The organism is Undibacterium sp. CCC3.4 (assembly GCF_034347425.1).
Lineage (GTDB): Bacteria > Pseudomonadota > Gammaproteobacteria > Burkholderiales > Burkholderiaceae_D > Undibacterium.
In genome coordinates this window covers 3,356,033-3,375,194 of record NZ_CP133779.1, presented here as the reverse complement: position 1 = coordinate 3,375,194, position 19,162 = coordinate 3,356,033, and the positions used below count along the sequence as shown (strand labels likewise).

The window sequence follows — 19,162 nt, the reverse complement described above, 5'->3', positions numbered from 1 at the left end:
AAGCTGGATAGATAATGCGAAAAACACAAACAAACAGACTTCAATGAGATCGGTTCAATTTAAAAAGTTACACGACAAGTAGTCTGACAGATGGGGAAATCGGCGCAGATAAATTGCGCGCCCTAATCGATCAATATGCGCCCATCCAGAAGCAAATTTGGCGCGCGCATAGCCCTTATGAAATACGTCAAGATCAAGAAACCAATTCTCATGAATGAGATTCCCAGCTCGATCAATATGCGTCGATTGTCCATCATTGCTCTGAACGACTGCAATACCATCTTTAAAATCTCCGGTATATCGCCAACATTGATCATAAAACCGTAATCCGTTTGATAGGATGTGATGATAGGATCCGCCCACCTGCCGAACGGCACATCGTCCTTCCTGAAAGTTCCCACACCACTCATATCGAGTAGACGTTAAATCTACTCCATCAGGACGAATATGATGCCATCCATTTGCGGATATGACTGCTGCGAACCCCTCGTAAAATCCAAATGTCCGACGGAAATGCCGTTGATAAGCAGCTCTTCCATTTGCATCAATATGCCAGGCTAAATGAGCGTTCTGAACCGGGGCCAAGCCAGGCTCATGAAATTTCAGCACTTCATCAAACCGTAAATCATACGCAGGGACTCCGTTGATTACATGATGGGTTGCATCCTCTGAAATCAATACATTTCGCCAATTCATATTGACTCCTGAACGGGTCTTCTCATATTGCACGCTATGCACAAAGGACGATTGCGATATGTAGTACGTAGGTTACGATATTTATCACCACTCCAAATATCGATCACACTAATGTCGTTTAAGTTTCCAAAATCCCCCAAATTACGTCGTTGAGCATCTGGCGCGCAGCATGGATCAAATCGTCCAACGGCACTTACCCAAGCCTCTCTACCTAAAAATGGACACTGCCCGCCTGGTGCCAAATTTTCCTTATCATCCTCATCAAGAAGAAAAATGTTTTCAAGTAGCAGTAGCTTTCCATTACTGAGCGGCTGTTCGCTGACAATTTGACGAGCAACCAACACCGCTGCATTCCATCTACGAATCGCACCAACATCGCGGCGCATAGATTCGTTTTTGATCTCTCCGAAATGCGCCCATAAATGATGCCCTTTAAGCCTATCAACGCCTAAACTAATCGCGAGTCGAACAATATCGGGCAATTCATTCACGTTCGACTCCAAAAAAGTCATTTGGAAAGTGACACGGCAACGATTCCCGCCTAAGCACGCATGCTCATCCCTTATAGAAATAAAAGTCTGTACATTTTTTAAAACTTTCTCCCATCGAGATCCCAACATAATCTTCTCGTGAGTTTCTTTTGTCGCTCCGTTCCACGAAATTTTGACATCGGATGTCACCCCATCTGTCAGACTACTTGTCGTGTAACTTTTTAAATTGAACCGATCTCATTGAAGTCTGTTTGTTTGTGTTTTTCGCATTATCTATCCAGCTTTTTCCGGCGTAGGCAGTCGGGGTTTTATGGGTGGAACGCAGCGGAACCCATTCCCTCAAGACGTTAAGGTTTGCTTTTTGATTTTGAAGTTATACGGCTAAAATGACCGGCGATCTTCAATCTGGTTGTTACCTCTCTTTTTAACTTATTGAGCGAGGCAACAATGGCAACCTATTCCGCTGCATTTATTGAGCAGGCATTACAGAAGGCCTATTCCCGTGGCGACCGAACAATCATGTCAGTGGCCACTGATTTAAATTTGAATCACCACACGTTGAGATATTGGATGAAAAAGAAGTCAGCACTGGCGGGCAGTCCGGCGTCAGAAAAAGAAAAACGACCGAGCGACTGGACGGTAGAAGAACAACTGCAGGCACTGCATGAGAGCCATGCGTTAGCGGGAGAGCAGCTTCAGGCATGGTGCCGTGAACGTGGTTTATTCCCGCATAATTTAACCAGTTGGAAATCTGCTTTTTGCGCCAGCGGTAAAGAGGCCGCACCCAAAGCTGGTGAAGTTAAATCGCTGAAAGATGAAAACGTCAAACTCAAGCGTGAGCTGGCCCGGAAAGACAAAGCTCTGGCGGAGGCGGCAGCACTGCTGGTTCTGCAAAAAAGTTCCGTGCGCTTTGGGAGGACGAGGAGTAATGACCCCAATCCCGGAGCGCAATAACGTATTGACACTGGTAGCTGAAGCGGTGGTTTCAGGCGCACGTCAGGAACGTGCCTGCGACGTAATTGATTTAAGCGAGCGTACGCTGCAGCGCTGGAAAATTGATCAGGTGACTGAGCAAGCAGACCGGCGAACAGGGCGTGTGCAGGTACCTCAGAATCAGCTTAGTTCAGAGGAACGACAACAGGTTCTGGCCATTGCCAACTCGCCGGAATACGGCCATCTGCCGCCAAGCCAGATCGTTCCGCGATTGGCTGATGATGGAATTTATGTCGCATCGGAGTCAACGTTCTATCGCTTACTCAAGGCTAAAAATATGCTTGTGCACCGTGGCGAAGAAAAGCCAAGGCAACCCCGCAACAAACCACGTGCTTTAAAGGCAACCGGGCCCAACCAATTGTACTGTTGGGACATCACCTATTTGCCGACAGAGATCAGAGGCATCTATTTTTATCTCTATATGTTCATCGATGTATTTAGTCGCAAAGTGGTCGGCTGGCAGGTATTTGAAACCGAAAGCAGCGCGCTGGCCAGCGAGGTGATGAAGGACATTTGTGTGCGAGAAAAAATCGCACAAAATCAGGTCGTTCTTCATTCGGATAACGGCAGTCCGATGAAGGGCTCCACGATGCTGGCCATGCTGCAGGTGCTGGGCGTCATGCCGTCATTCAGTCGTCCTGCCGTGAGTAATGACAACCCGTTCGCCGAAAGCTTTTTTAAAACATTGAAGTACTGCCCAGTATATCCACGTCGCCCATTTAAGGATCTCCTGGCAGCCAGGAATTGGGTTACTACATTCATGCATTGGTATAACGAAGAACACCGGCACAGTGCCATTCAGTTTGTAACGCCAGCTGAACGCCATGCCGGTCTGGATGTGGAATTATTGATTCGACGTGAGCAATTGTATGCGGCGGCAAAAGCAAGGAACTCGAATCGCTGGAGCGGTGCTACTCGTAACTGGGACCGCGCCAACGTTGTTGACTTAAATCCAGACAAAACTAACAAGGAAGCATTAAATCATGAGGACGTATATCAAGAACTGAAACTGGCGGCATAAAAATTTACTTTTAGGCGACAACTAGCTTGAAAAACTCCGGTCACAGGAACGAGTCGCCTCGCCCATGCCTCGACCCCTAACCGCGGAAAAGTACCATTGGTAGTTAAGTTAAGTTGCACCTTATATTCAACACAAAGTGCCAAAACATCCTCAAAATTACTATATAACAATGGCTCCCCCATGGTAGAAGGAATGATTTCTCTCAAACCATGCGCTGCGGCTTCCGCCACTGTCTTACGAATCAGTTCAAAAGGCATGACACGACGAGGGCGGTCCTCGGCGATCCGTATGCTCTGAAGTGCACTATGTGGGGAGTGCTCTTCACACATAATGCAACGCAAGTTGCAGGAGTCTGGGTTGGTGTCAAAAGTGATACGCCAAGGTCCATCACTTGAGCTAACGCGAGCACTATTTCGTCGACTAAGAACATCCCTATATAAGTTCTCGATCTCAATTACATGGTCAATAATCGAAGGAATTTGACCATCATCACTATATAGATAGCCTCGCTCGCCAAGCTCACGCGCTCGGACTGGGTCGTCAACCATACACTGCATCTGCAATGCGAGTGCTGCTACTGAGCGATGCTCATACACTAGACCATTGACTTCATGACGTACATACTCCCCCATACCACCCGCGTCTGCGGTAATAACTGGCACGCGGGCCTGTTGTGCCTCATGAATTACCAAGGGTGAATTTTCTACCCACACTGAAGGAACAACAATCGCGTCAACATGGTTGAAAACGTCGTGAACGATTTCTTGATTTCGATATTCCTGCATCCACTCAATCCGCTCTGAAATTTCCTTTGGCAAGGCAAGCGCAAGTGCCTTTAGCGCTTGCGTTTCTTGCCCCCTTGGTCGCCCCCATATTCGCAACTTGGCACTGCCCTTAATCATTCCAAATGCTTCGATTAACTGATGAATTCCTTTCGCAGGAATGTGTGTCCCGATATAGCCAAATGTAAAGGGTTCGCCAAACTCACGTAGTCGCCCCTCAAGTCGATTAAGATCAAATCCATAATCAAGGTATTTTAATTTTGACTCAGACAATCCAAAATCATCACGATATCGTTGATACAGATACTTAGCGGGGGCGACAAAGACGTCGACAAGATCGGTCATCGCTCGCAAATGTTTCATTCTTCGCGAAACCCAATCCGTCCAATAGATAGTGTCCGACTCATATTCGGCTGGGTCCCCACTAAAATATCGAGAATAACAATTTTCGGCACATTTTCTATCCTCTTGCCCATCACAGGCTGCCCATAGCGTATTTGCGTCTTTGGGTTGCATTTGCATAAATTGCCCGCGCGGACACATCACCCAATAGTCATGCAAAGTGTAGACAATTGGAATATCCCGATTAGCGGCCTCTTGCAACATCGAAGTAGACAAGTGATTTAAATGTCCGACATGAACAATGTCAGGAGTTAATCGATTAAGCAACTCTGCAAATCGCTGATCAATTCCAATCTCACTATAGCGGTCCCGATTCCGAGCATTATTGACCAAGTGAACTGTAATTCTTGGTTCGTCAATGTCTGTTTCTATACGCATTCCAAAATCAGGTGCAAAAGGATCCTCTTCACGGGTAAACACGTGAACCTCATGGCGCTCTGCTAACCCGTGACATAAAGTTTGTGTATAGACTTCTGAGCCCGCGTTGTAGCGCATCGGGTACCCATGAATAACTTGCAATATTTTCATGATAAGGACTCATTGAATGTGTTGATCGATTGATCGGATTTATAATCGGAGATTAATCTTGTCACGCCCTCACGCAAAGATACTTTGGGTTTCCACCCTAGTACATCAAAAGCACGCTGATTACACCCATAGAACTGAGAAACATCGTATGAACGCGGACTCGCCTGCACTACAGAGGCTGAAGTTCCAGCAATTTCTATCGAAATCTCCGCTAGTTGTTGCAGCGTGGTTGCTTGGCCAGTTAAGAAGTGAATTGGAAGAGGCGCATCATTTCCTTGCTGTAAATAATGCACAAGCGCGACGATACCGCCAACGGTATCGTCAATATGTGTAAAGTCAAAAGTATGTCCAGAACCATCAACACGCAGTTGATGACCATTTACTGCAGCTCTTGCAAATGCAGGAATTACCCGATCATGATGATCACAAGTCCGACCATATACATTTGAAAGACGTATCGTTGCCGCTCTCATGCCTTTTAAGCGAGCTTGCTGAATCAGTTCCTCCCCTGCCAGTTTGGATCGACCATAGATATTTACAGGACACTGCGGCGTCTCTTCGTTGGCCGGCAAATGCTCAGGTTGCCCGTACACTTCACGACTACTGGCAAAAATTACCCACGGTGGAGTTACTTGATTGGAAACCTCAGTCAATACATTGCCCAATCCTTCCACATTGGTTCTCCAGCATGCGTCAGGGTCGCGCTCCCCCCAAACGACGCGAGAAACTGCTGCAAGATGAATAACACCGTCACAACCTTCTAGCCCTAAATGAACCGCATTCGTGTCTAATACGTTCCCCCATTCCCTTCCCTTCCCCAGCAAATCTAGACCTTGAACAATCATGTCTTGCTTTTCCAGTTCGATTCGCACAGCCTTACCCACTAGACCTTCTGATCCAGTTATCAATATTCGTTGCATATTTTTTTCTCAAATAAAGGAAACCCACCTAGAGGCTGGCGCATCAGGGTAAGCAAATATTAATTGCTAAGGTTTTTGGTTCGGAACAAGCCCGCGTGACTTCCAATAAGCGATGTTATTGGAGTTAAGTTGATTCGAATGATTATTGCGCGCAGATTTCTACGGTTCGGAGACTATTTTCGATGTAGGAGGTTTTACAATCGACTGCTTTAAAACATCTCTTTTGCATTGTTGATGTTGTGCCGAAACAGGCTGGGCCACAAACTTGTTCGAGATATTTAATTTCATTTAATATTGCTACGTAGAATTATGTCATTCGGACCATAATTTCCTCCTTAGGTCAACGGGAGAATCGCCGGGAGCTTGGCGTGTATTAACATACAAAAATAGTCTGATAGAACACAGGGTAAAATTACAATATCTAGGTACATTCATACCGATAACCGTTGCTAGCAACCCACATAACAACAGGCCCTAAATAGTATCGTTAATTAAATTGAGAAAATTTATGCATCTAATTGACAGCTCGGCACGTTTAAAATTTACAACAATAATAAACAGATACTCCAAAGGAATCCAATAACATCCAACGCCAACCCAAATAAGATGGCATACCGAATGGCATACTGGGTAGGCCAGAAAAAGAAAAAGCCCTTGAAAATCAAGGGCTTATCTTATCAATCTGGCGGAAGGTGTGAGATTCGAACTCACGAAGGCTATAACACCTCGCCAGTTTTCAAGACTGGTGCATTCAACCGCTCTGCCAACCTTCCAAGCGCGTAATTATAGCCTGAGATCGGCCGCTGGACAAGCGCTGCGCGCGGTATTGCGCTAAAAAACCATGCCCAGCAATCCGGCTACTTGCGTCGGTGGCAGCGGACGGGCGAACAAGTAGCCCTGCACCTCGTCACAACCGGCCGCTTTCAAGAAAGCCAGCTGGGCTGGGGTTTCCACGCCTTCAGCGACGACTTTGAGCTTGAGTTGATGGGCCATTTTAATGATCGCACTGGCAATCGCACAATCATTACTGTCACCAGGTATGCCTTGCACAAACGAGCGGTCGATTTTCAGCGAGGTGATGGGGAAGCGCTTCAGATACGATAAACTCGAGTAACCGGTACCGAAATCATCGAGCGCCAAGCTCACACCCAAGGCAACGATATCATCCATGATGGCGATCACGCTCTCGGTACTGTGCATGAGCATACTCTCGGTAATTTCGAGTTCCAGCCATTGTGGGGCGATTTGGTATTTGAGCAGTACCGCGCTGACCCGCGCCGGCAAACCGACGGTGAATTCCTTGGCCGATAAATTAACGGCGATGCGAAACGGTGGCACGCCCTCCGCTTGCCATTGCGCCGCCTGTTGGCAGGCGCGTTCCAATACCCAGGCATCGACCGCCAAGATCAAACCGGTTTCTTCGGCGATGGTGATGAATTCCACCGGCGAGATCAAGCCGCGCTCCGGATGATGCCAGCGCAACAGCGCTTCCACGCTGGTCATGGTCTGGCTCTGCACATCGAGCTTGGGTTGGTAGACCAAGAAAAATTCTTGCCGCTCCAAGGCTTTGCGCAAGCCCGCCTCGATGAACAATTTGCCGGCGATGTGGGCATTCATGCTCGGATTATAAAAGGCGTAACTACCGCTGGCATCAAGAGCGCTGCGTTTGGCTTTATACATGGCGATGTCGGCACGTTGCAACAAGCCTTCCGCGTCCATGCCATCGTCGGGATAAACGGCGATGCCTATGCTGGCACCGATGCGTAATTCATGTCCATCGATATGAAAAATCTGCTCCAAGCAGGACAAGATTTTTTGCGCTACCAGACTGGCATGATAGTGTTGATTCATCTCGGGCAAGGCGATCGCAAATTCGTCGCTGCCGAGTCGGGTCACCATGTCTTGGTCGCGCAAGCTGGCACGGAAGCGTTGTGCCACTTGAATCAGCAAGGCATCGCCAACTTGATGCCCAAGCATGTCATTGACCGGCTTGAAGCGGTTGAGATCGATGAACAGAATAGCGCAGTTGCTTTGTTTGCGCAGCGCAGTTTGCAAAGACTGATCGACTAATTGCTTGAATAAATTTCGATTGGGCAAATTGGTGAGCGCATCGAAGTAAGCCAGATGATTGATTTTCTGTTCCGATTCTTTGCGATGCGTGATATCGCTCAAGTAGGCCACCATGCCTACCGCCTGGTCGTGCTGGGCTAATAAAGACAAGCTCAGGCTGGCCCAAAAAACTTCCCCTGATTTTTTACGGCGGCGCACTTCCATCTCGCGCCCACCATGCTGTAAAAATTCATCGTCGCCCTGCTGCCCTTCCTCTTCGTAGAGGAATAAGATATTTTTTCCAACGGCTTCATCGGAGCGATAACCGAATAATTTTTCTGCGCCACGATTCCAACTCAGAATAAATCCAGCCAAATCCATGGTGATCACCGATTCATGAATCTGATCGAGTACCTGGGTCTGCAACAGCTGTTCGCGCAGTTGCAGCGCCTGCGTTTTCGCACTGGCTTGACGCACTTCAAACAAGCGTGCCGTGAGCATGGATAAGCGATTGAGCTCGATCAGATCGGTTTCCGAATATATGCCGTTTTTGGCTGACAGCAAATAAAACGTTTCCGGCGACACCGGATAGCGCAAGCCCTCTTGCTTGGCCGGCGCGCAGATTTCCAACGCAGCGCCATGGCGCTGGTAACTGACCGTGGCATCATCGAATAATGCCCCGGCAATACGATTGATTTCACGGTCCAAGGCTGCATCAGACAAACTCAGCACGGCTTCGCCTAGCGAAGCGCCGAGTTCCAAATGAGTCGCAGCGGAAATGGTTTTCATCGTCACATATCCCGGCAAACCTGATTAACCCAAATATAAGCGCGCAACACACTATCGTAGTAGGTGTCGGCATCGAGTTCCAACAATTGCAGTGTTTCTGTCAGCAGCGGGCCTTGTGGCCGGTCGGCGCACTCAACCAAACGCAGACACAGGCCAAGTTGGCCACTACGTTCGAGTAAAGCGTCAAGAATGTGCTGCTCCAAACACAGTGGCTGCAAGATTTCCGGCAGCTCGCTGCCAAACAGTTTATCGAGCAAAGAAAACATGCCGACCATGAAGGCGCCGTCGAGATCATCTTTACTACCACCGAGTCGGAGACATAAATTTTCCATCATACTGGCGCGAAACGCGGCTCTGGCCATGAGCGGATTGAGCCCGCCCACTTGGTCTTGTTGGCGCGCATACAGCAGCAATTGCAACCAGCGCTGCAACTGTCGACGGCCAAGCAGATTGATGGCTTGAGCAAAACTCGATACCCGCATGGTCTGGGCGAAGGCGGCCGAGCTGACCAATTTGAAGAGCATGAACGACAGGCTGGCATCCTGTTTGAACAACTCTTCGAGTTCGGCGGAATCGGCATCGCGCGCGACCAGGCCCAAGAGTTTGAGCAAACGCGTGCGCGCCGAGCCATCGGCAGTTTTGTTCAGTACTGGCGGTTGAAACGCATACTCGCCGGAAAACCATTTGAAACCAGCCTGCTGCGCTTGCTCCAGTACATTCGGAGTCGAGATATTTTTAGCCCAGTGCTGGGCCGCGCCCAAACGTCCAGTCCAGCCTTTGGCAAAAAATGGCACGCCGTTGCTACAGTCGAGCGCGATTTGTTTGGTGTCAGCCCAAGCCAACTCGGTTTGCGAGGCAAACTCATCGGTAAAAACGCGAAAGCCGTTACTGGCAAAATGTTTGAGGCGCGAGTGGTTGTCGCGCTCAGCACACATCACCTCCGGAATACACAAGCTGATGCGCGAAGCCGGCAAGCGCGTGTGCAAATCAGTGGGGATTTGTTGAGGATCGGAAAATGTTAACAGCCAAGAGATCGCAGAGAGTTCATCAAAAAATTGCTTTTCTTTCCAGATAGCTAAGGTGGATAACACTTCATTTATTTCTGCTGCACCAAAGTCGGCATGGATTGCTGACAGTTGCTGTTTCACATTCATTACTGGCATTAAGCTCGGAAGCCCGGTTTTGTGAATCATAAATACTTTGTTCAAATGTGACAAGTAACACCAATTTGGCGTATTTTTTTAACTTGCAGCAAGGAATGTAAATCTTTCTTCAAAGCAAAACAACACTCTGGAGGGTTTACACTAAGCCTAGGCAACTGGCGTAGCGTCTGCGTTTACTAAAATCATTGCTTATTATGCATACTTCAAAAAAATTTGCTGCAAATCATTCAAAAATAATTTCCCCAATGGAGTAGGAACGATGCGACTGTGGTCACGTTGCATCAATCCTTTGCGCTCAGCCAGTTGCAACGAGGCTTCCATGTCGTTGAGCAACAATCCTGTGCGCTCTTGGAATAAGTTAACTGGGAAGCCGTGATTAAGCCGCAGAGTATTGAGCATGAATTCAAACGGCAAATCTGCCGCATCGATTTCATGCGATTCTTGTATCGGATTGCCGCTGCGGCAGGCGTCGATATAGGCTTGCGGTTGCTTGAGTCTGGCTTGGCGCACGATGCGATGGGGGAAGGACAATTTGGAATGAGCACCGGCACCGATGCCAAGGTAATCGCCGAAATTCCAGTAATTGAGATTGTGGCGCGCTTCGCGGCCGACCTGGGCATAGGCCGACACTTCGTAGTGACCATAGCCGGCCGCTGCCAGACTATTGTGGATGTAGTCTTGCATATCGGCGCTGGTATCGTCGTCCGGAATTGGCGGCGGAAATTTGGCGAAATAAGTATTCGGTTCCAGCGTCAGGTGATACAAAGACAGATGCGCCGGTGCGAACGCCAATAAGCGCGCCACATCTTGTGCTACTTGATCCAAGTTTTGCCCGGGCAAGGCAAACATCAGATCGAGGTTGACGTTATCAAAATGCGTCATCGCGATCTCGACGGCACGCGCGGCACTGTCACCATCATGAATGCGACCGAGCGCAGCCAGATGCGCAGAATTAAAACTCTGTATGCCAACCGACAGCCGATTGATGCCACTGTCGCGAAAGGAGCGGAATTTATCGGTCTCGAAGGTACCTGGATTGGCTTCCATGGTGATCTCTGCTTCGCTGGCCAAGGGCAGCAAGGTGCGCAGATCCGACATCAAGCGATCGAGTCCGGCCGCCGACATCAGGCTGGGGGTGCCGCCGCCGATGAAGACGGTGTAAATTTTACGGCCCCAAATCAGCGGCAGCGCCGCTTCCAAATCACTGCGCAAGGCTGTGAGATAAGCATTTTCATCGAAGCTGCCTTTGACTTCATGCGAATTGAAATCACAATACGGGCATTTCTTAACACACCAAGGAAAATGCACATACAGCGACAAGGGCGGCAAGACGCTCAGATTGAGGCTGCCAGGCGCGAGGAAACGCGCGGCCACATCCTGCGGCACGGCGTCGAGCGCCATGGCTGGGCGGGCAGCCGGCGCGCCAGTATTCGAAATCGGCTTAATCGGAATCATTTTAATTTCTCGAACAAAACGCGTAGTGCTTGGGCCCGATGTGAGCGTTGATTTTTTTCTGCCGCATCGAGTTCAGCCACGGTTTTCCCTAAATCCGGCAGGTAAAAGTGCGGATCATAGCCGAAGCCATTGCTGCCGCGAGCGGTATCGATGAGCCGACCATGCCATAAGCCATCGGCAATCAGCGGCTGCGGATCATGTTCACTGCGCACCAGCACCAGCACGCAGTAGTAATACGCCGACTTGTCGGCATGCGCAGCCATGGCACTGAGCAATGCTGCGTTATTGCGTTGGTCCGATTTCGGGGCACCGCCAAACCGCGCCGACAGCACGCCAGGCGCGCCGCCCAAGGCTGGCACACAAATACCGGAATCGTCGGCCAAGGCCGGCAAACCAGTCTCTGCAGCAGCATGGCGCGCCTTGCGCAGGGCGTTTTCAACGAAGGTGAAATACGGCTCGTCGGTTTCGGCCACGCCCAACTCAGCTTGCGCGCGCAATTCGATTCCCAGCGGCGCGAGAATTTGGTAAAACTCGCGCAACTTACCGGCGTTATTCGATGCTAATACGATTTCTTTTGTCATTCGCGCAGCCTTCACTGTTCCAGCAAACCGAGCACTTGCTTTTGCAAGGCGATCAGATCGCTGATACCGCCCTCGGCCAAGTCGAGCAATTGATTCATGCTGGCGCGATCAAACGCCGCGCCTTCGGCCGTGCCTTGAATTTCCACAAAATCACCGGCCTCGGTCATGACCACGTTCATATCGGTGTCGCAATTCGAATCTTCCGGATAATCGAGGTCGAGTACCGGCATGCCTTGATAGACACCAACCGAGATGGCCGCAACAAAATGCCGCAGCGGCACCGCTGGCAGCACGCCGTTATCGACTAATTTAGCGAAGGCATCGTAGGCCGCCACCATGGCACCGGTGATCGCGGCCGTGCGGGTACCGCCATCGGCTTGCAGCACATCGCAATCAAGATGCAAGGTGCGTTCGCCGAAGGCTTCGAGGTCAAACGCGGCGCGTAGTGAACGGCCGATCAAACGTTGAATTTCCTGGGTACGACCAGATTGCTTGCCTTTGGCCGCTTCGCGGTCCATGCGTGTGTGCGTAGACCTTGGCAGCATGCCGTATTCCGCTGTCATCCAGCCCTGCCCCTTGCCTTTTAAAAAGCCCGGGACTTTGTCTTCAATGCTGGCGGTGCAGATGAGCTTGGTGTCGCCGAATTCGATCAATACCGAGCCCTCGGCGTGTTTGGTGAAATGACGGTTGATGACAACCGGGCGTAAAGCATCAGCGGCGCGACCGCTAGGACGTAAATTAGTAGACATGGCGTTAATTTTTAGTGGTGATACGCGCCGATTTATGAATGGCGTTGCGAATTTCGGCAATCGCTTTTTCAATTTCGGCATCGTTGAAAATATCGGCATCGTTGTTATCCATCGCCACATCAGGATCAAGCGGTGCTTGAATCGTGGTGGTAATCGAACCGATAGGCAAGGTATTGGTGGAGATGATGGAGGAATCTTCGAGGCGATCATCGCCTTCCCACATCATCGCCAGTGCCGTGGCATTGTCGCTGTGCTTACCGGCGATGCTGACGGCAGAACGGATTAATTCCGGGATCGCCCGCACGATCGTGTTTTCGTGCAGTTTTTGTGCCAGCACATGGTCGGGCAGCATAGACCAAAAACCATCTGAACACAGTAACAACAGGTCACCCGGCTGCAGTACGGCGCGGCGGGACAGTTCGACGATCGGTGAATTCGGCGCACCGAGACAGTTGAACAATTTATTTCTATCAGGATGGGTATGGCGTTCGGATGGATCGACCTTGCCTTGGGCAATCAAGGTTTCGATGCGCGAGTGGTCTTTGGTGCGCAATAAGATTTGCCCTTGGCGCATCCAGTACAGACGCGAATCGCCACAATGCGCCCAATACGCGTAACCGTTTTGTATTAAACAGGCGACGATGGTGGTGCGCGGTGTTTCGGGCAGATTATTGATGGTGCGATAACGATGAATTTCCTGATGCGCAGCCAGGAAGCTGTCTTCCAAAAAACGCTCAGGACGACCGACCAGCGGATGCGCTTGTTGTTGAAACAGCGAACCGATGGTTTGCATGGCGATGGCCGCGGCCATTTCACCCATGATGTGGCCGCCCATACCATCGGCCAGCAATAACAGAATCGCATCGCGGGTAAAACTGTAGCCCATGCGATCTTGATTGACTTTACGACCGCCGATATGGCTTTCTTGATAAACGGAAAAACGCATGACGTGTATCAGCTTTTGAAATAATAATTAATAAAAAACCGCCGTGCGGTCCCTGCTGCTACCTGACAGGTTCAATTCAAGGTGCTTTCTTGTATGGTCGTGTGGTCGCTGTCGCGCGTTTTTCGATTCCCACGAGAAAACAGTCCCGAAATTTTTTGCTTCAACTTTTCTCCCAAACTCTGCTCCGGCGGCACCTGGGCTTTGGTTGCCAAGGCTTTTTGCAGGGCAAATACACTCTGCGGCCGTTCCAGCGGGTCGAGCTTCAAACACCAGCGTACCACCTCAATGAGTTCGAGCGAATACATCGCTTCGAGCTTGCGGTAATGGGAATCCATTTTATCATTGGTTTTACGCTGATCCGACGGCTGTGGCGGCGCGCCTATCATGCAGGCGAAGATCGAGGCACCAATGCTGTAAATATCGGTCCAAGGGCCGAGGTTGCCATTCTTTTGATACAGTTCCGGCGCCGCGAAACCCGGGGTATACATAGGATAAAGCTTGGGAATATCGGTTTTAAGGGTCTGGCGCGCGGCACCGAAGTCGAGCAGAATCGGCGTGCCATCAAGACGCAGATAGATATTGGCCGGTTTCAGATCGAGATGCAGCAGCTTATTGGTATGCACCTCGCGCAAGCCATTCATGACTTGGTTGAACATGCGCCGAATGAAACGCTCGGAGACCAAGGGTTTTTCGCCTTTGTCACGGCGGCGCAAGATATGCTCTTGCAAGGAGCGCCCTGATTCATAGGCCATCACCATGTACACGGTTTCATTGGCGCGGAAAAAATTGAGTACGCTGACCACATTCGGATGGGAAATCCGCGCCAGTGCGCGGCCTTCCTCAAAAAAGCATTTGAGACCGATGCGATAGATAGGTAAATTGTCATTCGAAATGGAAGGCACAAGCTCACCCTGCTGACGCAAAGCCAATGAACTCGGCAAATATTCTTTAATCGCCACCGCATTGCCATCTTCATCCGACGCCAGATAGACAATACTGAAGCCACCGGAGGCAATTTTCTTTACAATACGGTATCCGGCGATTTCCAGCCCATCTGGTAGGGGGGCATTATTTTGTGCAGCCATCAATCTTCCAATCCTATATACAGCAGCGATTGTGTGGATAATCGGGCGGTTTGTAAAGAATATCCTTCTACGCAATAACTTTTTTGGATTCTTCTGTGCCGATTCAGAACGAATCAGAACGAATGAGGTCACTATTTTGAGTATTTACAGTATGACAGGCTATGCCACGAGCACACGCGAAACCGAGGCTGGCACGATGACTATCGAGATCAAGAGCGTCAATTCGCGCTTCCTTGACCTGCAATTTCGTATCAATGACGACTTCCGCTCGGTCGAACCCTTGTTTCGCGACGCCATTTCACGCAAGCTCACGCGCGGCAAGGTCGAATGCCGCTTCAGCTTCGGCAAAAACCTCCACGACAAGCAACAAAAATCACTGAATGCCACGGTATTGGCCGAATTGGCGCGTTTTCAGGCAGATTTGCAAGCCTACTTCCCCGATGCCACCGCCTTGAGCAGCAATGAACTCTTGCGCTGGCCTGGTGTGATCGAAGAAAGCGAGATCAATGCCGACAGTTTACAGGCCAGTATCAACGACACCATCAATGCAACCCTGGACGCCTTCCTTGAGAGTCGCCGCCGCGAAGGGGCCGCACTCGAACAGGTTTTGACGAGCCGAATCGATGCGATGGAACAGATCGTGGCCCGAATTACCCCGCTGATGCCGCAAATGTTGCAGCAATTTCAGCAAAAGGCCATTGCCCGCCTCGAAGAAGCGCTCGGCCTGACCGCTGCCGGCACGCCCGGCATCACGCGTGAAGAGACGCTCGACCGCATCCGCCAAGAGGTGACGGTGTACGGCATACGCGTCGACGTGGCCGAAGAACTGGCGCGGCTGTCGGCGCATTTGAGCGAAACGCGACATATCCTGAAAAAAGGCGGCCAAGTTGGTAAGCGGCTCGATTTCATGATGCAAGAATTGAATCGCGAAGCCAATACACTGGGTTCGAAAGCGGCACTCAAAGAACTCGCCGATGCCGCCATGGAATTAAAATTATTCATAGAACAAATGCGCGAACAAGTACAAAATCTTGAATAAGCACGCGCTTTTACGTATACTCGCGCGATATTTTTCGTCAGCACGGCTGCCAGACTGCTGTAGTCCCGCGCGCTGCTCGCGCCACACCGCCACTTGAAAGGCCCAGGATGTTACCGTTCACGTCCCCGCTCACCGCTGCTGCGTCATCCACCGCCGGCAGTTTATTCATCGTTGCCGCCCCTTCCGGGGCTGGCAAATCGACCTTGGTCAACGCTTTGCTGGCGCAAGAGCCGCAGATCAAACTATCCATTTCGTTTACCACGCGCGCCCCGCGCCCGGGCGAACAAGATGGCTGCCAATACCATTTCACCACACCGGCCGATTTCCTGGCGCGCAAAGAACAAGGCGAGTTTTTGGAATCGGCCGAAGTGCATGGCAATTTCTACGGCACCTCGCGCCTCTTGATCGAACAACAAATGCGGGCTGGCACCGATGTACTACTGGAAATCGACTGGCAAGGCGCACAGCAGGTACGCAAACAGTTTCCCGGCGCAGTAGGAATTTTTATCTTGCCGCCGTCGATTCCGGCACTCGAAGATCGCCTGAAAAAGCGCGGACAAGATGAACCGCACGTGATTACCCGGCGGATTTTGGCGGCCGGCGGCGAAATGGCGCACTCGCCAGAGTTCGAGTATGTTATTATCAACCAAGACTTTGCTACTGCGCTGTCCGACTTGAACGCCATCATCAGAGCGACACGTTGTCGTTTTATACAACAAGCGACACGAAACAGCGAGTTATTCGCCCAGCTCGGCATTCATGCCAATCCCGACTGAGGCTGCGCTTATAGCCGCAGACGACAGCATCACTGGCACGACGCGCTTTACATTTCATCATATATCATCAGCAATCAGGAAAAAACCATGGCACGCATTACCATTGAAGACGCTTTGAAACGCATCCCTAACCGCTTTCAACTGACACTCTGTGCGACTTACCGCACGCGCCAGTTGTTGCAAGGTCATACACCTAAGGTAGAATCCAAAGACAAACCGACGGTTACCGCGCTGCGCGAAATCGCTGAAGGTAAAATCGGCATAGAAATGCTTAAAAAAGTACCGATGTAATCGTTACCGCGTTCGCATCAGATCGCCTCAACGCCAACCGGCCGGGAGCCAGGGAATGAATACCGCGCTTTGCAATTCCTCGTTACACCACTCTCCGGCCGGATCGGCGGCTGTTGCGTCGGCCCGCGGCAATAGCCCTAACGGCGGTCCCAACAACAGCCCCACCAGCAGCCCCACCAGCAGCAAATCGAGTACCATGCCGTCCTCCCCTCGCAGTCCTGCCGCACCCCCTGTCGTTACGCACATCGGCGTCGCCTCCACCACCGCATTAAGTCAACGTCTGGCCGAGTACATGTCGCCGGCCGATCTGAAATTGGTCAAGGAAGCCTACCGTTTTTCTGATGAAATGCACTTAGGTCAGGTCAGAAAGTCGGGCGAACCATATATTTCCCACCCGATTGCCGTGGCCGAGATCTGCGCCGACTGGAAGCTTGATGTACAGGCCATCATGGCAGCGCTGCTGCATGATGTGATGGAAGATCAGGATGTCAAAAAAGATGAATTGATCGAGCGTTTCGGCGCGCCGGTAGCGGCCTTGGTCGACGGCTTGTCAAAGTTGGAAAAAATCGAATTTCAAAGCCAGATCGAGGCACAGGCGGAAAATTTCCGCAAGATGCTGCTGGCCATGGCGCGCGATGTCCGCGTCATTTTAGTCAAGTTGGCCGATCGTTTGCACAATATGCGCACGCTCGGCGTCATGTCATCAGAAAAAAAACGCCGCATCTCGCGCGAGACCATGGACGTGTATGTGCCGATTGCGCACCGTCTCGGACTCAATAATATTTACCGCGAATTACAAGATCTGGCATTTTCTCATTTGTACCCGATGCGCTATCGCACGCTGTCGAAAGCGGTCAAAGCGGCACGCGGCAACCGCCGCGAAGTCGTCAGCAAAATTCTCGAAGCGGTAAAAAGCACACTCAAAGAAGCCGGACTGACCGCAGAAGTCTATGGGCGCGAAAAAACTTTGTATGGTATTTACCGCAAAATGCAAGACAAGCACCTGAGCTTTTCACAAGTGCTGGATGTCTACGGTTTTCGCGTGGTGGTAGAAAATTTCCGCGAAAGTTATTACGCCCTCGGCTCGCTGCACGCACTCTATAAGCCTATGCCGGGCAAGTTCAAAGATTACATCGCCATTCCCAAGACGAATGGCTACCAATCGCTGCATACCACCTTGATCGGCCCATACGGCACGCCGGTGGAATTTCAAATCCGTACGCAAGAAATGCATCGTGTCGCCGAATCAGGCGTGGCAGCACACTGGCTGTATAAAAACGACGAAGGCAGCTTGACCGATCTGCAGCAGCGTACCCACGCCTGGTTGCAGTCGCTGTTAGATATACAAAAACAAACCGGTGATTCGGCTGAATTCCTCGAACATGTCAAAATTGATCTGTTCCCCGACTCAGTCTATGTGTTCACCCCGAAATCCAAAATCATCGCCCTGCCGCGCGGTGCCACGGCACTCGATTTTGCTTACAATATCCATACCGATATCGGCGATCAAGCGATTGCCACCCGGATTAATCACGAGCCGGTGCCACTGCGTTCAGAACTCAAGAACGGCGATATCGTCGAAATCATCACTTCACCGAATTCGCGCCCTACCCCGAATTGGCTGACCTATGTCAGAACTGGCAAGGCGCGCTCGGCGATCCGTCATTATTTACGCACCATCAATCTGAGCGAATCAACCGAACTGGGCAAGCAATTGCTGGCACAAGCCTTGGTGGCGGTGAATCTCAATCCGGAACTGCCCGATGCGCTGATCGATAAGTTACTCAACGAATCGAGCGCTAAATCCATCGATGAACTGTATGCCGACATCGGCATCGGTAAGCGCATGGCAGCATTGGTGGCACGCCATTTGCTCGACTTGGTCGAAGATGACTCCTCCTCGATACCGTTTCAACAGTTGGGCGACCGTCCTGAGTACAAGCACGAACCGGTGATTATCTATGGCAGCGAAGGCGTGTCAGTACAATTGGCACCATGTTGCCTGCCAATTCCGGGCGATGTCATCGTCGGTCAACTGAAACGCGACCAAGGCTTGATCGTGCACACCGACGACTGCGAGCACGCCAAACGTTTACGCAGCAAAGAACCGGACCGCTGGATCGATGTCAATTGGGGCGATGAAGTCAATCGCAGTTTTGATACCCGTATTGAAGTCACCGCCAGCAATGAGCGCGGCGCGCTGGCACGAGTTGCCGCTGAAATCGGTGAATCAGAAGCCAATATCAGCCATGTCAATATGGAAGATGGCGACGCCAACGACATGACGCACATCCACTTCACGATACAAGTCGAAGACCGCACGCACTTGGCGCGCATCATGCGCAATATCAAGCACTTGAGCGGCGTGGTTCGCGTACTCAGAGAGCGCAACTGATCGCTCAGCAG

General features: G+C 50.8%; 16 protein-coding genes, 1 tRNA gene and 1 pseudogene. 5 read left to right on the top strand and 13 right to left on the bottom strand.

All coding sequences use genetic code 11. The features are described from left to right. Positions 1-54 precede the first annotated feature (54 nt). Together RHM61_RS15205 and RHM61_RS15200 are read right to left on the bottom strand one after the other, a co-directional pair. Positions 55-696, bottom strand: coding sequence for a WG repeat-containing protein (locus RHM61_RS15205; RefSeq protein WP_322248142.1), 642 nt, complete (start codon positions 694-696; stop codon positions 55-57). Continuing rightward, positions 693-1,187: an SPASM domain-containing protein gene (locus RHM61_RS15200; protein WP_322248141.1), complete on the bottom strand. Its 495-nt coding sequence runs from the start codon at positions 1,185-1,187 to the stop codon at positions 693-695. The genes RHM61_RS15205 and RHM61_RS15200 overlap by 4 nt, the downstream gene beginning before the upstream one ends. A 447-nt stretch (positions 1,188-1,634) precedes the next feature. Between RHM61_RS15200 and RHM61_RS15195 the strand changes: the two are divergent. Next, positions 1,635-3,201, top strand: a pseudogene (locus RHM61_RS15195) (IS3 family transposase). On the opposite strand, the gene RHM61_RS15190 reads toward RHM61_RS15195, so the two are convergent. From RHM61_RS15190 to RHM61_RS15145, 10 genes are all read right to left on the bottom strand, one after another. Continuing rightward, complete coding sequence (locus RHM61_RS15190; protein ID WP_322248140.1) at positions 3,177-4,913, bottom strand: glycosyltransferase; 1,737 nt, start codon at positions 4,911-4,913, stop codon at positions 3,177-3,179. The pseudogene RHM61_RS15195 and the gene RHM61_RS15190 overlap by 25 nt on opposite strands. Continuing rightward, a complete protein-coding gene (locus tag RHM61_RS15185) occupies positions 4,910-5,833 on the bottom strand; it encodes an NAD(P)-dependent oxidoreductase (RefSeq protein ID WP_322248139.1) in 924 nt (307 codons plus the stop codon). Before RHM61_RS15185 ends, RHM61_RS15190 begins: the two co-directional genes overlap by 4 nt. 683 nt (positions 5,834-6,516) lie before the next feature. Continuing rightward, positions 6,517-6,606, bottom strand: a tRNA-Ser gene (locus RHM61_RS15180). Positions 6,607-6,664: 58 nt separating this feature from the next. Further along, a complete protein-coding gene (locus RHM61_RS15175) occupies positions 6,665-8,671 on the bottom strand; it encodes a putative bifunctional diguanylate cyclase/phosphodiesterase (protein WP_322248138.1) in 2,007 nt (668 codons plus the stop codon). Between the two features lie 2 nt (positions 8,672-8,673). Then, positions 8,674-9,834, bottom strand: coding sequence for an EAL and HDOD domain-containing protein (locus RHM61_RS15170; protein WP_322248137.1), 1,161 nt, complete (start codon positions 9,832-9,834; stop codon positions 8,674-8,676). Positions 9,835-10,026: 192 nt separating this feature from the next. Then, positions 10,027-11,289 carry a radical SAM family heme chaperone HemW gene (gene hemW / locus RHM61_RS15165; protein WP_322248136.1) on the bottom strand — a complete coding sequence of 421 codons (1,263 nt, stop codon included), beginning with the start codon at positions 11,287-11,289 and terminating at the stop codon, positions 10,027-10,029. After that, the gene (gene rdgB, locus RHM61_RS15160) at positions 11,286-11,870 is read right to left on the bottom strand and encodes an RdgB/HAM1 family non-canonical purine NTP pyrophosphatase (RefSeq protein WP_322248135.1); all 585 of its coding nucleotides are present in this window, start codon (positions 11,868-11,870) and stop codon (positions 11,286-11,288) included. The genes hemW and rdgB overlap by 4 nt, the downstream gene beginning before the upstream one ends. 11 nt (positions 11,871-11,881) lie before the next feature. Continuing rightward, positions 11,882-12,619 carry a ribonuclease PH gene (rph, locus tag RHM61_RS15155; RefSeq protein WP_322248134.1) on the bottom strand — a complete coding sequence of 246 codons (738 nt, stop codon included), beginning with the start codon at positions 12,617-12,619 and terminating at the stop codon, positions 11,882-11,884. Between the two features lie 4 nt (positions 12,620-12,623). Next, positions 12,624-13,565, bottom strand: coding sequence for a PP2C family serine/threonine-protein phosphatase (locus tag RHM61_RS15150; RefSeq protein ID WP_322248133.1), 942 nt, complete (start codon positions 13,563-13,565; stop codon positions 12,624-12,626). 71 nt (positions 13,566-13,636) lie between these two features. Further along, positions 13,637-14,650 (bottom strand): serine/threonine-protein kinase, encoded by a 1,014-nt coding sequence (locus RHM61_RS15145; RefSeq protein ID WP_322248132.1) that lies wholly within the window; start codon positions 14,648-14,650, stop codon positions 13,637-13,639. Positions 14,651-14,801: 151 nt separating this feature from the next. On the opposite strand from RHM61_RS15145, the gene RHM61_RS15140 reads away from it, so the two are divergent. From RHM61_RS15140 to rpoZ, 3 genes are all read left to right on the top strand, one after another. Beyond that, positions 14,802-15,689: a YicC/YloC family endoribonuclease gene (locus tag RHM61_RS15140; protein WP_322251111.1), complete on the top strand. Its 888-nt coding sequence runs from the start codon at positions 14,802-14,804 to the stop codon at positions 15,687-15,689. Positions 15,690-15,796: 107 nt separating this feature from the next. Next, on the top strand, positions 15,797-16,465 hold the full coding sequence (gene gmk / locus RHM61_RS15135) for a guanylate kinase (RefSeq protein WP_322248131.1): 669 nt from the start codon (positions 15,797-15,799) through the stop codon (positions 16,463-16,465). A gap of 87 nt (positions 16,466-16,552) precedes the next feature. Next, complete coding sequence (rpoZ, locus tag RHM61_RS15130) at positions 16,553-16,756, top strand: DNA-directed RNA polymerase subunit omega (protein ID WP_322248130.1); 204 nt, start codon at positions 16,553-16,555, stop codon at positions 16,754-16,756. A 27-nt stretch (positions 16,757-16,783) separates the two neighbouring features. Here the strand turns inward: rpoZ and RHM61_RS15125 are convergent, their stop codons facing one another. Further along, the gene (locus RHM61_RS15125; protein WP_322248129.1) at positions 16,784-16,954 is read right to left on the bottom strand and encodes a hypothetical protein; all 171 of its coding nucleotides are present in this window, start codon (positions 16,952-16,954) and stop codon (positions 16,784-16,786) included. Here RHM61_RS15125 and RHM61_RS15120 point away from each other — a divergent pair. Beyond that, positions 16,953-19,151: a bifunctional (p)ppGpp synthetase/guanosine-3',5'-bis(diphosphate) 3'-pyrophosphohydrolase gene (locus tag RHM61_RS15120; protein ID WP_322248127.1), complete on the top strand. Its 2,199-nt coding sequence runs from the start codon at positions 16,953-16,955 to the stop codon at positions 19,149-19,151. The genes RHM61_RS15125 and RHM61_RS15120 overlap by 2 nt on opposite strands. The last annotated feature ends 11 nt before the right edge of the window (positions 19,152-19,162 follow it).

What these genes read in the sequence shown, in the direction of transcription:
- RHM61_RS15175 (WP_322248138.1), bottom strand. Translation starts at nt 8,671, where the DNA reads ATGAAAACCATTTCCGCTGCGACTCATTTGGAACTCGGCGCTTCGCTA.
- RHM61_RS15120 (WP_322248127.1), top strand. Translation starts at nt 16,953, where the DNA reads ATGCCGTCCTCCCCTCGCAGTCCTGCCGCACCCCCTGTCGTTACGCAC.
- RHM61_RS15140 (WP_322251111.1), top strand. Translation starts at nt 14,802, where the DNA reads ATGACAGGCTATGCCACGAGCACACGCGAAACCGAGGCTGGCACGATG.
- RHM61_RS15170 (WP_322248137.1), bottom strand. Translation starts at nt 9,834, where the DNA reads ATGCCAGTAATGAATGTGAAACAGCAACTGTCAGCAATCCATGCCGAC.
- RHM61_RS15145 (WP_322248132.1), bottom strand. Translation starts at nt 14,650, where the DNA reads ATGGCTGCACAAAATAATGCCCCCCTACCAGATGGGCTGGAAATCGCC.
- RHM61_RS15185 (WP_322248139.1), bottom strand. Translation starts at nt 5,833, where the DNA reads ATGCAACGAATATTGATAACTGGATCAGAAGGTCTAGTGGGTAAGGCT.
- RHM61_RS15190 (WP_322248140.1), bottom strand. Translation starts at nt 4,913, where the DNA reads ATGAAAATATTGCAAGTTATTCATGGGTACCCGATGCGCTACAACGCG.
- gmk (WP_322248131.1), top strand. Translation starts at nt 15,797, where the DNA reads ATGTTACCGTTCACGTCCCCGCTCACCGCTGCTGCGTCATCCACCGCC.
- hemW (WP_322248136.1), bottom strand. Translation starts at nt 11,289, where the DNA reads ATGATTCCGATTAAGCCGATTTCGAATACTGGCGCGCCGGCTGCCCGC.
- rph (WP_322248134.1), bottom strand. Translation starts at nt 12,619, where the DNA reads ATGTCTACTAATTTACGTCCTAGCGGTCGCGCCGCTGATGCTTTACGC.
- rdgB (WP_322248135.1), bottom strand. Translation starts at nt 11,870, where the DNA reads ATGACAAAAGAAATCGTATTAGCATCGAATAACGCCGGTAAGTTGCGC.
- RHM61_RS15125 (WP_322248129.1), bottom strand. Translation starts at nt 16,954, where the DNA reads ATGGTACTCGATTTGCTGCTGGTGGGGCTGCTGGTGGGGCTGTTGTTG.
- RHM61_RS15150 (WP_322248133.1), bottom strand. Translation starts at nt 13,565, where the DNA reads ATGCGTTTTTCCGTTTATCAAGAAAGCCATATCGGCGGTCGTAAAGTC.
- RHM61_RS15205 (WP_322248142.1), bottom strand. Translation starts at nt 696, where the DNA reads ATGAATTGGCGAAATGTATTGATTTCAGAGGATGCAACCCATCATGTA.
- rpoZ (WP_322248130.1), top strand. Translation starts at nt 16,553, where the DNA reads ATGGCACGCATTACCATTGAAGACGCTTTGAAACGCATCCCTAACCGC.